Consider the following 15,515-nt stretch of genomic DNA (forward strand, 5'->3'; position numbering starts at 1 on the left):
AAAACATATGAAAACTGAGAACTCAAATACACAACCAAATCCCGCAACAATTCTACAGACTGGAACTGGTTTTTGGGCCTCAAAAGTATTATTAACAGCCGTAAATTTTGGACTATTTACACTTTTAGCAAAACATAGTACAATGCAGGCAACAGATATCAAAACTGCTTTAAAATTAAATTGCAGTGACCGAAATATTTATGATTTTTTAGACACTCTTACTGGTTTGGGGTTTTTAAATCGAGAAGGTCTCTTGGCTTCTGCACATTATTCTAACACTATAGACACTGATGTTTTTTTGGATAAAGCCAAACCATCTTATATTGGTGGAATCCTTGAAATGATGAACAATAGACTTTGGAATTTTTGGGGAAACCTTGAAGATGGTTTAAGAACAGGCATGATCCAAAATGAAGCAAAAAATGGTGGGCAAAATCTTTTCGAGGTTATTTATAGCAATCCGGAATTGTTAAAAACTTTTGTCAATGGCATGACAGGAGTTCAAAAAGGTAATTTTATAACCTTTTCTGAATCTTTCGATTTTTCAAAATATAAAACATTAGTTGATGCTGGTGGTTCAGCAGCTGTATTATCAGCAATGGTAGCAAAAAATCAACCACATATGACTTGTTGTTCTTTCGATTTACCAGAACTTGAAAACTTGGCTACTAACACTATTAAAAGTTATCAAGTATCAGATCGTGTTAAAGTAATCTCTGGCGATTTTTTCAAAGACAACTTACCACAAGCCGATGTCATAACAATGGGCAATATACTTCACGATTGGGACGAAGAAACCAAACTTAAATTAATGCAAATTGCTTATGATGCTTTACCAGCTGGAGGCGCTTTTGTAGCTATAGAAAACGTGATTGACAACGATAGACGAGAAAACGTTTTTGGAATGTTGATGAGCCTGAATATGCTTATTGAAACAGGTGATGGCTTTGACTACACCTTTAACGATTTTAATAGATGGGCTAAACAAATTGGCTTTAAATCCACTTCTCTTTTACCATTAGTAGGACCTTCAAGTGCTGCAATTGCTTATAAATAACATAATTAACCATCAAATATCTATCACAATGAAAAAAGTAAACATTTTAAAACTAGGAATCTTATCTCTACTAATGACAGTCTCTTTATTAAACTGTCAAGAAGAATCAAAAAAAGAAACTATTCAACAACCACAACCACAACCTATTGAGGTTGTTGTAGATGAAACACCAGACTATTTTCAATTACGTCCAGAAGTTGAAAAAGCTTATGGTTATTCGCATGCTGTAAAAATTGGAAACAGCATTAAAGTATCTGGAGCAGTAAGTATGGATGATGAAGGAAACCCAACTGCTGTTGGAGATTTAGAACAACAAATGAAAAATTGTTATTCAGATTTGGAAAAAGTGCTAAAACATTATGGATGCACATTTGACGATGTTGTTGTAGAAAATGTCTTTACTACAAACATGCCAAAATTTCTAGAAGTGGCTGGTTATAGAGCAGAAATCTATAAAAAACAATTCCCTACAGGTTCTTGGGTTGGAGTTAAAGAATTGGCTATCCCAGAATTCCTTATAGAAATAGAATTAGAAGTACATAAATCAAAATAAAAATCCAATCCAATTATTTAATTATTGAAATCCATTTTATGAAAATATTATTTAAAATTCTTTTTATAACATTACTATTTGTAGGACTTTCTGCAACAAGTCAATCAACATCTCAAGGACTTTCTAAAATTAATACGGAAGGTTTTCAAAAATCTCAAGTTATGAGTCTTATTTCTGACTTATCAGATGTCTATGCTCCGAGATTAACCGGAACAAATCAATATTATACTGCTGCAGAATGGGCAAAACTAACCATGGAAAATTGGGGTATTGATAAAGTCTATTTTGAAAACTATTGTGATGATTGTATGGGTTGGGAAGTTAAATCTTTTAATGTAGAAATGATAGAACCTGCTTATATGAAAATACAAGCTTATCCATATGCTTGGACAGAAAGTTCAAATGGCACACAAATAGGAGATTTAATTTGGATTCAAAATTGGTCTGATTTAGAACAAATAAAAAAACAATGGCGTGGAAAACTGCAAGGAAAGACTATTTTAATTGGAGCTGCTCCAGAAAAAAACATGCTTTTCGATCCACTTTCTACACGCTTTACAGAAGACCAAATAGAAGAAGCTGAAAAATCTATTGTGCCTACACCAAATAATCCTTTAAGCCATAATGCTGGAGATTTGGATTTAATAGGAAATTTAGATCTTATTTTCGAGAGTATGGTAAAAAAAGATGATACCTTTTTTGCTTTTTTAAAAACCGAAGGCGCTTTAAGCATCTTAGGCACAACTCCTTTTTTTCCAGGTGTTATTCATCCAAGTGGTACGTATAATTATAAAGAAAGTGATGAAAAACCAATCCCATATTTTGCAATTTCACCCGAAAATTTTGGAAAATTATCACGCTTAACACAAAGAAATAAAAACCCAAAAATTAAATTCCATTTAGATTCAGAATTGTATCTAAACCCTAAAAACAATGTGAATATTATAGCAGAAATCACAGGTTCGGACCCGAAATTAAAAGATGAAGTGGTTATGATTGGTGCCCATTTCGATACTTGGCATCCGGCTTCTGGAGCAACTGATAATGGTGCAGGTTCTGCAGTCATGATGGAAGTGATGCGCATTATTAAAGCTTCTGGCTTAAAACCAAAACGAACCATCAGAATAGCACTTTGGGGAGGAGAAGAACAAGCGTTTTTAGGATCTTTAGCTTATGCAGAAAAACATTATGGAAAAGTAAAAGAAACAACCAGAAAAAAAGAGGTTGAAAATATTTCGGCTTATATAAACATGGATAATGGTGCTGGACAGATGAGAGGCATTTATTTGCAAGGAAACGAAGCAGTAAGACCCATTTTTGAGAATATGTTAGAACCTTATGCCTATTTAGATGTAAATAATCTAACCATTCAAAATACGGATTTTACAGACCATGATGTGTTCGATTATTATAAAATTCCTGGATTTCAAATCATTCAAGACCCATTGAACTATAGTACTGTAACGCATCACACAAATTTAGATCATTTAGAGTATGTTCCTGAACGCGACATGATGATTAATGCTACAGTCATTGCTGCACTTGTCTATCAAATAGCTCAAAGAGATTCTAGATTACCTAGAGAAGATTAAACTAATTATCAAAATAAAACCATGAATACCTTTAAAATATTTTCCACGCTTGTTCTAGTGATTTCTATGACCCTAAATTGTTTAGGTCAAGAAAAAAATAACGAACAAAAAATAAATTATAAAACAGGAAATCCTGCAGATTGGCCAAAAGAACTTGATGCAGTTATAGCTGCTCCAAAAAATCATAAAATCTTATTAGAAAATGATGAAGTGAGAGTTTTAGAAGTCACTTTGGCTCCTGGTGAAGTTGAAGCATTACATCATCATCAATGGCCAAGCGTCCTTTATATTCAAGAAGCTGAAGATTTTATAGATTATGATGGAGATGGAAACGTTATTTTCGATTCTAGAAACTTACCTGATCCTTTAATGCTTCCACTAACTATGTACAAAAATCCCGAAGCACCACATAGTGTTGTTAATTTAAGTGAAACAGAATCCATTCGATTAATTCGGGTAGAAATGAAACAATAAAAAACACTATTATGAAACATTTAGTAAAACTATTAATTCTAAGCCTTATTTTTAACATAACTTCCTGTGATAACCCAAATTCAAATAATAAAAACATCATTATAGAAAAATCAATTGAACAACTACCCTATTTTACCTATCAAAAAGAAAGTTTATTTCCTGGTGATGGTAGTTTACTTCGTGCAGAAGATGGCGTTTACTTAGAAGACGGACGCATTATTGTTGTGGACCAAGCCAAAGGACTTCGACTAATAGAATCAGATGGTAGTAATAGACCTTTTGGCGATTTTGCTTCTGCAGGTTTTGTTCATAATCCTCCCAATCAAGTAGCAGGTCCAAATGGTGTGGTATTAGATCAAGATGGTAAACATGTACTAATGTCTGATGTCGCAGATGGAAAAATTTATCGTGTAAATGTAGCCACAGAAGATGTAGAAATGATTTATGATCATCCCTTTGGTGTGAATACTATTTATAGTGATAAAACGGGAGCGATTTGGTTTTCTCAATCTGCAGAGAGCCTTAATTTGAGTGAAATGTTTCAAGCTGCCAATTTACCTGTCCCAACAGGTGCTGTTTTTAGAATGGCTAATTTAGAAAGCCCTCCTGTTAAAATTATGGATAGCCTTTATTTTGCCAACGGAATCACTATGGATAAAGACGAAAAACACCTGTATGTTGCAGAAACCATGATGAATCGCGTACATGCTTTTGAAGTTGACACCAAAAGTGGATCAACAAATTATTTAGGCATAGCAACTAACGTTGGAAGTCCTGACAATATCTTAATAGATCAAAAAGGCAGGTTAATTGTAGCTTCCCCTCTTTATAATCAAGTAGTTGCAGTCGATTTTGAAAACCATTCGCAACATATCATTTTTGATGGTTCTTCATCTGAAAATCTAAAGATCTCCAACGAATGGAATAGAAGAAGTAATTTGGGTATGGAGCGACTTGAATTGCTTTCTCCAAATCTGTTTAGTCCCTTACCAGGATTACTCACAGGTATGTTCTTTTCAACCGACGGTCAAACCCTTTATATATCAAATTTAGGAAACGACCTTTTAAAATATAAATTCTAATCAAAGATTAAAACAATTAATTATGAAAACCATACTCATTACAGGAACAAGTAAAGGCATAGGCCTTGAAACAGCATTAGCTTTCGGTCGTGCAGGACATAAAGTATTTGCAACCATGAGAAATCCAGAAATGGCTTCCGAATTTAAACAAAAAATAGCTTCCGAATCTTTAGACATTACAATCCATAAAATGGATGTCGATTCTGATGCATCCGTTAATTCATGTATAGATTCTATTTACGACAACCATGAAACCATTGATGTTTTGGTAAACAATGCTGGTATTGAACGTCATGGCTCTATTGAAGAAATGTCTATGAACGATTTCCAGTCTGTTATGAACACGAATTATTTTGGAGTACTTAGGTGTACTAAAGCTGTGCTACCACAAATGCGAAAAAACAAAAAAGGTTCCATTATAAATGTCGCTTCAGTAGCAGGTAAAATTTCCAATAGTCCTTTGGGTGCTTATGCTGCAAGTAAATTTGCTCTGGAAGCTATTAGTGAAGCTTTAGCACAGGAAGTAAAAGCCTTTAATATTAAAGTAGCTATTGTAGAACCAGGGATAATTAATACTCAAATGGCTAAAGACATAGCAGTAGATGAGACCTCACTATATCCACATTCGAAACGTTTTGCAGGAATGTTTTCAGCATCACTTAAAACACCTACGCCACCTTCTCTCGTAGCTGACAAAATTTTGGAGATTTCTGAAAGCGAAACCTGGAAACTAAGACATCCTGTTGGTCCAGATGCAGAACCTTTTATTCAATGGCGAGCCTCTAAAACTGATGAAGAATGGGTAGATTGGAATGCTGTTAATGATGAAGATTGGTACAATTCAGTTGAAAATGATTTTGGATTAAATGCACGTTAATCATAAAGCAATTTTAAAAGATATTGATTTTGTAAATTGAAAGAACCTCAATATTCTTTGTTATTTCAGATGTATTTAATTTTTTCGTTTTAGATTTCTTCAAAAAAATAAAATAAATACGTGTAAGAAAATATTCGCTTAATTTTTGTATTTTTACTTGAGTGCTAACTTTTTAAATACACTAGCACTCAAGTATTTTTTAATAGCAATAAGCCCATCTTCTGCTATTACACAACGATGTAGTATTAATAACAAATTGTATCTCACAATTTTGAATTCATTATTAAATACATCAAAAAAAGAATTTTTCTTACATATAATTAATAATTTAAAACCATGTCTCATGAAAAAATTAATCTTATTAAGTTGTTTATTAGCCATATTTACTTCTTGTAATAACAACCCAAGATACACACAAGATTCAGAAGAAATTGAAATTGTTAAAACTGCTATTAACGATTACGACTACCAAGAATGGGAAAAATTAATATCTCATTATGCAGATACAGCGCAAATTTTTTACAATACTAGATCTAAAATTTTTTCACCACAAGAACTTATTGTCTTTCATAAAAATAATGACGCCAGTTTCTCTACACGTGCATTCGAAGACGAAAATAGAGAGTACGAAATGGTTGAAGATAACAATGGCAAAACATGGGTAAATTTTTGGGGTTTATGGAAAGGAAATTTAGCTGCTAATAACAAACAAATTATTATTCCTGTTCACATTACATATCAATTTATTGACAACAAAATTGTAAAGGAATATGGTTATTGGAATTCTGCAGAATTACAATTAGAACTTCAAAAAATTGAAGCTGAAAAAATAGAATCGGAACCTGAAGATGACACAGAAGATATTGTAGAAATTGAAGATATAGAAGACATTGAAGAAGTTGAATAGTCTTTAGTTTACATATTTCGATAAGAATATTGACACATTCGGACAATATAATCAATCATTCGTCCTTAGGTATTTTTATTTTAAATATAATAGTTTTTTCTTAGTGTTTATATGCTATTAATCTTTAATAATCAATTATAATAACACTCATTAATCATGAAATTAAACATACTTTTTTTCAGTTTTATGATATGTCTTTGTTTTAACTGCCAAGAAAAACAAGATACTAAAATAGAAACAGATTGCGAATCTACTTATATGGATTATTCAAACAGCAATGACCAGTTTACTGGTGGCATTAACATGATTCCAATTGAAACAAAAATTGGTACTTTTAATGTTTATACAAAACGAGTTGGAAACAATCCTAAAATGAAAGTATTATTACTTCATGGAGGTCCTGGAGGAACCCATGAATTTTTTGATTGTTTTGATGGTTACTTCCCAAAAGAAGAGATAGAATATATTTATTACGACCAACTAGATTCTTATTATAGTGATAAGCCAAACGACTCTACACTTTGGACAACTGAGCATTTTGTAGAAGAAGTAGAGCAAGTTAGAAAAGCTTTAAATATGGATAGCAGTAATTTCTATTTATATGGCCAATCTTGGGGAGGGATTTTAGCCATGGAATACGCTTTAAAATATCAAGATAATCTTAAAGGCTTGATAATTTCTAATATGATGTCTAGTGCACCAGAGTATGGTAAATATGCCGAAGAAGTTCTCGGACCTCAAATGCCTCCTGAAGTATTAAAAGAAATAAAAGAACTTGAGACAAATGAAGATTATGGCAATCCAAGATATACAGAACTCTTAATGAATCATTATTATATCGAACATGCCCTGCGTATGTCTTTAGAAGAATGGCCAAAATCTGTTCATTTAGCATTTGAACACTTAAATCCAAATATTTACCTGTATATGCAAGGACCAAGCGAATTTGGAATGGCAGGAAATGCCACCTTAAAAACATGGGATGTGTCTAACAGACTAAAAACCATTAACACACCTACTCTAGTTATTGGAGCTACCTATGACACGATGGACCCAAAACATATGGAATGGATGGCTAACGAATTTCCAAAAGGTCGGTTTTTATTATGTCCAAACGGAAGTCATTTAGCTCAATACGATGACCAAAAAATCTATTTCGAAGGCTTGATTTCGTTTATTAAAGACGTGAATTCTGGATCGTTTAATTAAACTTATTCATATGAAAAATGCATTCTTAACCTTTTCATTTTTTTTATTTGTAACACTTTGCTTTTCACAAACTTACATCACTAATGTAACAGTTGTAGATGTAGAAAATCAAAAATTAATATCTAATCAAACGGTTGAGATAAGCAACGATATTATTTCAAACATTCAACCAAGTAAGAAAACAAAAATTCCTGAAAATGCAACAGTAATCGATGGAAGCAACAAATATTTAGCTCCAGGATTAACAGATGCTCATATCCACTTTTTTCAGAATGGTGGGCTTTATTCACGTCCTGATGTAATTGATTTAAGAAAAATAAAATCATTTGAAGAAGTTATAGAATTTTCTCATGAGAACATGGAAGATCAATTACGCAGATATTTGCAAAACGGCATTACAAATGTTGTTGATGTTGGCGCAACTTATAATTTATTAAAACTTAGAGAGAATTTTAAAAATGATGAATTTGCTCCATCGGTTTATATGACTGGTCCATTGTTAACCACTTATGAGCCTGAAGCCTATAAAGGTTTAGAAAATAATTCTCCTTTCAGCTTAGTTAAAACTGCTGAGGAAGGCAGAAAAATGGTTCAAGAGCAATTAGCTTACAAGCCAGATTTTGTAAAAATATGGTACATAGTTCAAAGCAGAACATCAGAATTTGAAGCAACTGCTATAGAATATGCTCCAATAGTTAAGGCCATTATTGATGAAGCACATAAAAATAATTTAAAAGTAGCTGTCCATGCTACCGAAAGAATTACGGCTCAATTAGCAGTAGAAAATGGTGCAGACTTTTTGGTACATAGTGTTGATGATGAGATTATTCAAGATGAATTTGTTCAGCTTTTAAAGAAAAATAAGGTGGTTCTCTGTCCTACTCTAACCGTTCATAATAATTACTATAACACCTTTGGTCAAAAACATAGTTTTACCAAGATAGAATTTGAAACTGCCAATCCGTATCAACTTGGTAGTTTATTAGACTTAAAGCATATAAAAGATACTGTGTTAGTTGAAAATTATAAAAACATGTCCAATTCTGAAATTAGTATGGCTGGACTTAAAAAATCAGATTCCATCAGCATGGTTAATCTAAAAATTTTAGCTGATGCTGGGGTATTGATAGCTACAGGAACTGATGCTGGAAATATTGGAACCCTTCATGCATCTTCCTATTTAAAAGAATTACAAGTCATGCAAAAAAGTGGTTTAAGTAATTGGCAAATTATTCAGGCTTCAACCATTAATGGTGCAAAAATTTTAAATAAAGAAAATGAATTTGGCACAGTAAGTATTGGTAAGAAAGCCAATTTAATTCTTTTAGATAATAACCCTATAAATGATCTGGAGAACTTAACTAAAATAGACAAAGTAATAAATAATGGTGTTATTTTTAACCCAAACACTTTAGTGGAAGAAACTCCTGAAGCTTTAGTACAACGTCAATTAAACGCATATAATTATAGAAACATTGATGCCTTTTTAGAACCTTATGCAGAAGATGTTGAAATTTACAATTATCCAGATCAATTAATCACGAAAGGAAAAGACAATATGCGAATAGGCTATTCTCAAATGTTTCAATCAGTCCCTAATTTACATTGCGAACTTAAAGGCAGACTGATTCGTGGAAATATAGTTATGGATCAAGAATACGTGAAATATGGTGATAAAATTATAGATGCCATTGCAATATATCATATAGAAAACAATAAAATTAAAAAAGTGTATTTCATTAACTAAAAAACAAAACAACCCTAAGTCTTTTTATTAATAGCATTAAAATTAAGACAAATGAAAACCAACCAACCTTTACAACCAGTAACAAAAGCAGAAAGAATAGACTTTTTAGATATACTAAGAGGCATTGCTATCTTTTTTATATTCGCTGCTAATATTGTTTATTTTTCTGGATATTTCTTTTTTCCACCAGAATCCCATATTCCATCAACAAATTTAATTACAGATGAGTATGTTGACTTTATCTGTTTTACGCTTATAGATGGTAAGTTTTATTCCATTTTTTCTTTACTCTTTGGAATAGGCTGTGCCATGCAATTTAATAAACTCCAAGCACATGAAAAGCCATTTACTACCTTTTTTAGACAAAGAATGTTTTGGCTTTTAATAATTGGTATAATCCATTTAGCACTTATCTGGTTAGGAGATATTTTAACGCTATATGCATTACTTGGTTTTGTACTTATTTGGTTTGTTAATTGTACAAACAAACACCTTTTAAGTTGGGCAATTATTTTAATACTATTCCCACTTGTAAACTGGGCAATTATAAATGTTGCAAATTTAAATTACCCTGCATTCTTCTTTAATTTAAATACACAACTTGCCGAAACTTCAGGTTTTCCAATAACAGAATGGCAGGGCATAAAGAGATTCAACATGCAAGCATACTTATTAAATGAGGATATCTTAGAATTCTTTAAAATGAATATTGGGAACACCTTAATTAGATATGGAAACATTCTAGAAGAAGGTAGAATCTTTAAAGTATTAGGCATCTTTTTAATCGGTCTTTGGGCTGGAAGAAAAATTCTAAACGAAAATTTACTTAATAACACCAATTTTTTAAAGAGAGTAGCTATTTGGGGAATTTGTATCGGTCTACCAATTAGCACTTTTAGAACCTACATCGAATTCTTTTCAAATCACGAATCTTTATGGAGTTTCTTAAACACACTTTCTTATGCTTTTGGAACCGTTCCTCTTGCCATGGGTTATGCTGCTTTACTAGCTTTATTATATAGAATGGAATTTAAATTTTTATATTGGTTTGCTCCAGTTGGAAAAACAGCTTTATCAAATTATATCTTTCAAACATTCATTTCTATAACCATCTTTTATGGCATTGGTTTCGGACTTACAGGTAAATTAGGTATCACTATAATCATGGGAATCACTATTGTTATTTTTGTCTTTCAAATAGTTATGAGTACATGGTGGTTAAAGCATTTTAGATTTGGGCCACTTGAATGGATATGGAGACAATTAACCTATAATAAAAGAATCAATCTTAAAAAATAAATTATAAAATCTACAAAATCAATTCAAAAGCATAATACCATGAATTCAAAAAATACAACTTGGACTAAAAAAGAACTTCAAATTTATATTTTACTGCTTTGTGCCAATGCAGATTCTGAAGAAACAGAAGAAGAGCTTCAATTAATTAAATCTAAAACAGATGCTGAAACTTTCGAAAGAATGCATAAAGAATTTCATGAAGATTCCGAAGATGAAAGATTTGATAAAATTGATACTAACGTGCAGTTACATGACTATTCTAATATGGAACTATCAGAATTTAGAAAAGAAATGTATGAAATATTCTTAACCGACAAAAAATACTTGCTTATGGAACGAAACCTAGATCGTATTTTAGATAACATACTTTATTAAATCGTCTAACCTTTATTAATAACATATTTATAGATGATTAAGTTTTTTCGCAACATTCGTAAAAACATGATAAAAGAAAACAGAATAAGCAAATATTTGTTATATGCCATTGGCGAAATCGTTCTGGTAGTAATTGGAATTTTAATTGCACTCTCTATAAATAATAACAATGAGGACAAAAAAGCCAGAAAACAAGAAGTAAAATATCTTAAAAATCTCCAAACAGATATTCTGTTAGAACTAAAAAATAATGATAGTCTCATAAATTATAGAGCAATAACAGCTAAAGCAGCTGCTCAAATGCTTAGTTTTAAAACACTCCAAACTGCAACTGATGTTTTAGAATTAGAACAAATTATTCAACAAGTTTTTCAAAGAGGAAATTTTATTCCAACAAACAATACCTTTAAAGAGCTACTTAGCTCAGGAAATCTAAACGACATTACCAACGATTCTATTAAAGATTACTTGCTGGAACTAGATAAAATGTATGTAGCTATAGATAATATGGAACATCATATGTATAGAGAATATGAGGAATACCTTTATAATGTGTCTGTAGTAAATGGCGAGATGCTCAATTTATTAGATATTCAAAAAACAGCTGCAATCGGATTATTAACTTATAGCGATTCTACACAAATTCTAGTAGCTACGGTAGTTCCTGAATACAATAGATTGCTTGAGAAAAAAGAATTTATCAATGGACTTAAGCTTTCTGTAATGAACAATGTAGCACTTAAATATTCTCATTATGCCATGACAGATCATCTTCAAAAATTGAATCAATTAATTCAAGAAGATTTAAATAAAGAATTAACCAACGATTAAATTCTTTAGATTATCGAAACAAAATTTTGTGGCACATTGAGTAAAGTCGAAATGCAGCAAAATCAAATGTCCAGTGGACATTTGGTGAAGATAGCCGTTTACTAACTATATCTATACATAATTTTAAACTATGATAAAATTCTTCAGACATATTAGAAAAAACTTACTCATGGAAAATAAAACTTCTAAATACTTCAAATACGCCATTGGAGAAATCATTCTTGTGGTTATTGGTATTTTAATTGCCTTACAGATTAATAATTGGAACGAGAAACGTCTCAATGAAAACAAGATAGTGTCCATTTTAAAAGAAGTTCAAAACGACTTAAAAGAAGATATACTTAAATCTAAAGAGTTGTTTAGCTATTATGAAACTAGAGATTCCATCATACAATTAGCACTTAACAACAAGCTAACAAGAGAAAATTATTTAGGGGATAAAAAGTGGATGTATTTCAACGTAGCAACAAATGCCTTTCATCTTAAAATACATAGTAATGGCTATAAAAATTTCTCTGATAATTTGGATAATGTTCCAAAAAAATATCAAGAAATCATCGCTCCTCTCAACGAAATTTACACCTATAACAAATACGAAATAGACAAATTTGACACCAGAATAGATAAAATTACAGATCGTTTAATGGACCATCTAGGCGCTACAAAACCTTGGTATTATGCAATGCGACAAGAGGAAATAAGTGATGAGGCTGTCCATTATTTTTTAAATGATTCCCTTTATAAAAATGCCCTTTATTTATATAGTAATGCTGCTGGCAACTTAACAAGAAATGTAACTGATTTTGACCAAAATGCCATAAAAGCTTATCATAAAATTGCAAAACTTACAGAACATCCAAAAGAACTTCCAGATTTTATTCCACAGCATTTAATAGAGCCAACACCACAACAAGTTCAAGAACTTTTAGGAAATTATACACTAGTTAAAGTGACAATAGAAACTGGAGAAATTATAGAATTAAATGCGCCATTTGTTATGAAAGTAGAAGAACAAACTTTAAAACTTATTAGTTTAGATCGAAATAGAACTCATGATTTATATTTTAAAAATAATACATCACTTTATGGCGTGAATAAAGAAGCATCTATTTTAAAAGATGAAAACAATCGCATTATAGGTCTAAAATTGGTTGTCTTAAATGCTGAACTTGAATTGATAAAGAACAAAGATTAATACTCTATGATTAAACTTTTCCGAAATATTCGTCAGAACCTTCTCAACCAAGGAAAAACCACAAAGTACTTCAAATACGCTATTGGCGAAATCATTCTTGTGGTTATTGGTATTTTGATAGCGCTTCAAATTAACAATTGGAACGAAAACCAGAAATCTAAAAAAGACGAACGCTATATACTAACAGAAGTTTTAAAAAATCTCGAAGAAGATGCTGGCTTAGTAGATGATATTCTTCATCAGCGTCAAAAAACAAAAAAAGCAATTTTCCCGTTGCTAAAATATGTAAACTCCAAAACAATGGATCCCGATTCGTTGCAATTTCATCTGGTTAATTTGTTAACCTTTGAGCGCTATTACCCAATTAATAATGCTTACGAAATATTAAAATCCAAAGGATTACAGCTCTCTGATAATGAACTAACAACTAAAATTTCGAGATATTACGATTACGAACAACCAAAGATGAGTAGCAGTATTCTGGATATAGAAACCTCCATAATAAACATTTACAATGATCCAAATGGTATCATGCGGTTCTTTTCGCTTATGAAAAAAGATGAGCACATTGTAGTAAAAAACCCTAATGATCCTATTTTTAAGGATGAATTATCATTTTTCCTTATAGCGTTTCAGGATAATAATGGAGGTACACTTGAGAAGTTATTGCTCTTTAAGGACATTAATAAAAGTTTAAAAGAGCAGCTAACTACTGAGCTAAAAAAACTGAATTAAAAAGTATTTGAAATGATAAAATTCTTCAGAAAAATTAGATACGACCTAATGAACCAGAATAAGACGACCAAGTACTTTAAATACGCCATTGGAGAAATCATTCTCGTGGTTATTGGAATTTTAATGGCACTTCAAATTAACAATTGGAACATAAACCGTCAAAACCGAAATAACGAACAAGAGATTTTAAAAGATTTAAAAGTAGAATTTCAAGAGAATTTCTATGATGCTGAAAGGATTTTTGTTGGAAATGAAGATATATATAAAGCCATGTCCAAAATTCAGGAAATTACACAATCAGGTCAATACAATTCTCGCCAACTAGACAGCTTATTATATTTTGCCTTCGATTGGTTCGATTATACACCAAAACCTGGAGCATCAAACAACTTAATTAATTCTGGAAATCTTAATCTTATTCAAAATAGAGACCTTAGAAAACTTCTAACAATCTGGTCTGGAGTTGACGATGAACTTGATGACGACGAGAAATTAGCCATACAATTTTCTCAGGACATATTAATTCCATTCTTAGCTGAAAAATATCCTATAAGCAATCTAGAAATGTTTGATAACCAAGCAGCTTTTTATTCTTCTAAAAATGGTTTGAACCTAATAAAAAATGAAGTTCCAAGAATTCCATTTGATGAAAAGTCCTTGTTGAATAATCTAAATTTTCAAAGCTTAATTTCAGCAAAAAAAATGCATGCTAGGCATAATGCTATGGAATGTATAGATGTAATAAATACCTCCAGCTCCATATTAGAATTAATAGAAAAAGAACTAATCTATGATTAAATTTTTTAGACATGTCAGAAAAAACCTTCTTAATGAAGGTAAAACTTCAAAGTATTTTAAATACGCCATTGGCGAAATTATTCTTGTGGTTATTGGAATTTTAATTGCGCTTCAAATAAACACTCTTAATGAAGAACGAAAAGATAGAATTAAAGAACAAGATATTTTAAAACAACTGAAAGAAGAATTTCAGTCTAATCTGTTGCAATTAGAAAATAAAATTGAACAACGAAATTCAATTATAAATGCAGCATCAAATACCTTAGCAATTATGGATTTTCCTAACAATGCAAACAGAGATTCCATAATGGCAAACATAAGCACTCTAACAAACACACCAACTTTCGACCCAATAACAAACGACCTTATTAGCTCTGGAAATATTCGTTTAATAAAAAATAAAGACCTGAATAAGAGTTTGACACAATGGACAACTTATATCTTACAACTTGGCGAAATTGAACAAGAATATGTAGACAATTACAGAACTATTTATTTGCCCTTTCTCATGAAACTTGGCATTGGAAGAGATGTTGATAATGCCTATTGGGAAATTAAAGACAATTTCAAATTTCTAATGGACCACAAAGAAATTGAAGATAAGCCTGTTTTAAGTAAATCGCCAACTCCAATTCCATTAACAGACCTTTTAAACAACAAAGAGTTTGAAAGTTTACTATCTAATGCCATTTACATTAATTACATAGCAAATTTAGAAGCTAAAAGTCTTCATAAGCGAATTCTTGAAATTTTAGATTTATTAAATAAAGAAATAAAAGATTAA

16 protein-coding genes are annotated in these 15,515 nt (G+C 31.2%); all 16 read left to right on the plus strand.

The annotated features are described in order from the left end of the window. The first annotated feature begins 7 nt into the window (after nucleotides 1-7). The 16 genes from FVF61_RS04500 to FVF61_RS04575 all read left to right on the plus strand — a co-directional run bounded on the left by FVF61_RS04500 (nucleotide 8) and on the right by FVF61_RS04575 (nucleotide 15,515). Nucleotides 8-1,057, plus strand: a complete 1,050-nt coding sequence (locus FVF61_RS04500; RefSeq protein ID WP_148453811.1) for a methyltransferase — start codon at nucleotides 8-10, stop codon at nucleotides 1,055-1,057. Between the two features lie 28 nt (nucleotides 1,058-1,085). Next, on the plus strand, nucleotides 1,086-1,610 hold the full coding sequence (locus tag FVF61_RS04505) for a RidA family protein (protein WP_148453813.1): 525 nt from the start codon (nucleotides 1,086-1,088) through the stop codon (nucleotides 1,608-1,610). Nucleotides 1,611-1,648: 38 nt separating this feature from the next. Then, nucleotides 1,649-3,202: a M20/M25/M40 family metallo-hydrolase gene (locus FVF61_RS04510; RefSeq protein ID WP_148453815.1), complete on the plus strand. Its 1,554-nt coding sequence runs from the start codon at nucleotides 1,649-1,651 to the stop codon at nucleotides 3,200-3,202. A gap of 21 nt (nucleotides 3,203-3,223) precedes the next feature. Further along, nucleotides 3,224-3,676: a cupin domain-containing protein gene (locus FVF61_RS04515; RefSeq protein WP_148453817.1), complete on the plus strand. Its 453-nt coding sequence runs from the start codon at nucleotides 3,224-3,226 to the stop codon at nucleotides 3,674-3,676. 11 nt (nucleotides 3,677-3,687) lie between these two features. Beyond that, nucleotides 3,688-4,758 carry an SMP-30/gluconolactonase/LRE family protein gene (locus FVF61_RS04520; RefSeq protein WP_148453819.1) on the plus strand — a complete coding sequence of 357 codons (1,071 nt, stop codon included), beginning with the start codon at nucleotides 3,688-3,690 and terminating at the stop codon, nucleotides 4,756-4,758. A 22-nt stretch (nucleotides 4,759-4,780) separates the two neighbouring features. Then, nucleotides 4,781-5,635: an SDR family oxidoreductase gene (locus tag FVF61_RS04525; RefSeq protein WP_148453820.1), complete on the plus strand. Its 855-nt coding sequence runs from the start codon at nucleotides 4,781-4,783 to the stop codon at nucleotides 5,633-5,635. A 343-nt stretch (nucleotides 5,636-5,978) separates the two neighbouring features. Beyond that, nucleotides 5,979-6,542, plus strand: coding sequence for a nuclear transport factor 2 family protein (locus tag FVF61_RS04530; RefSeq protein WP_148453822.1), 564 nt, complete (start codon nucleotides 5,979-5,981; stop codon nucleotides 6,540-6,542). A 156-nt stretch (nucleotides 6,543-6,698) separates the two neighbouring features. Further along, nucleotides 6,699-7,751 carry a proline iminopeptidase-family hydrolase gene (locus tag FVF61_RS04535; RefSeq protein WP_148453824.1) on the plus strand — a complete coding sequence of 351 codons (1,053 nt, stop codon included), beginning with the start codon at nucleotides 6,699-6,701 and terminating at the stop codon, nucleotides 7,749-7,751. Between the two features lie 10 nt (nucleotides 7,752-7,761). Next, nucleotides 7,762-9,498: an amidohydrolase family protein gene (locus tag FVF61_RS04540; protein ID WP_148453826.1), complete on the plus strand. Its 1,737-nt coding sequence runs from the start codon at nucleotides 7,762-7,764 to the stop codon at nucleotides 9,496-9,498. Nucleotides 9,499-9,549: 51 nt separating this feature from the next. Then, a complete protein-coding gene (locus tag FVF61_RS04545; RefSeq protein WP_148453828.1) occupies nucleotides 9,550-10,797 on the plus strand; it encodes a DUF418 domain-containing protein in 1,248 nt (415 codons plus the stop codon). A 39-nt stretch (nucleotides 10,798-10,836) separates the two neighbouring features. Beyond that, on the plus strand, nucleotides 10,837-11,172 hold the full coding sequence (locus FVF61_RS04550; RefSeq protein WP_148453829.1) for a hypothetical protein: 336 nt from the start codon (nucleotides 10,837-10,839) through the stop codon (nucleotides 11,170-11,172). 66 nt (nucleotides 11,173-11,238) lie between these two features. Continuing rightward, nucleotides 11,239-12,003, plus strand: coding sequence for a DUF6090 family protein (locus FVF61_RS04555; RefSeq protein ID WP_233586694.1), 765 nt, complete (start codon nucleotides 11,239-11,241; stop codon nucleotides 12,001-12,003). Nucleotides 12,004-12,133: 130 nt separating this feature from the next. Then, on the plus strand, nucleotides 12,134-13,198 hold the full coding sequence (locus FVF61_RS04560; RefSeq protein ID WP_148453833.1) for a DUF6090 family protein: 1,065 nt from the start codon (nucleotides 12,134-12,136) through the stop codon (nucleotides 13,196-13,198). A gap of 6 nt (nucleotides 13,199-13,204) precedes the next feature. After that, on the plus strand, nucleotides 13,205-13,933 hold the full coding sequence (locus FVF61_RS04565) for a DUF6090 family protein (RefSeq protein ID WP_148453835.1): 729 nt from the start codon (nucleotides 13,205-13,207) through the stop codon (nucleotides 13,931-13,933). A gap of 12 nt (nucleotides 13,934-13,945) precedes the next feature. Then, a complete protein-coding gene (locus FVF61_RS04570) occupies nucleotides 13,946-14,731 on the plus strand; it encodes a DUF6090 family protein (protein ID WP_148453837.1) in 786 nt (261 codons plus the stop codon). Then, nucleotides 14,724-15,515: a DUF6090 family protein gene (locus FVF61_RS04575; protein ID WP_148453839.1), complete on the plus strand. Its 792-nt coding sequence runs from the start codon at nucleotides 14,724-14,726 to the stop codon at nucleotides 15,513-15,515. Before FVF61_RS04570 ends, FVF61_RS04575 begins: the two co-directional genes overlap by 8 nt.

Source organism: Xanthomarina maritima (genome assembly GCF_008084905.1).
Lineage (GTDB): Bacteria > Bacteroidota > Bacteroidia > Flavobacteriales > Flavobacteriaceae > Xanthomarina > Xanthomarina maritima.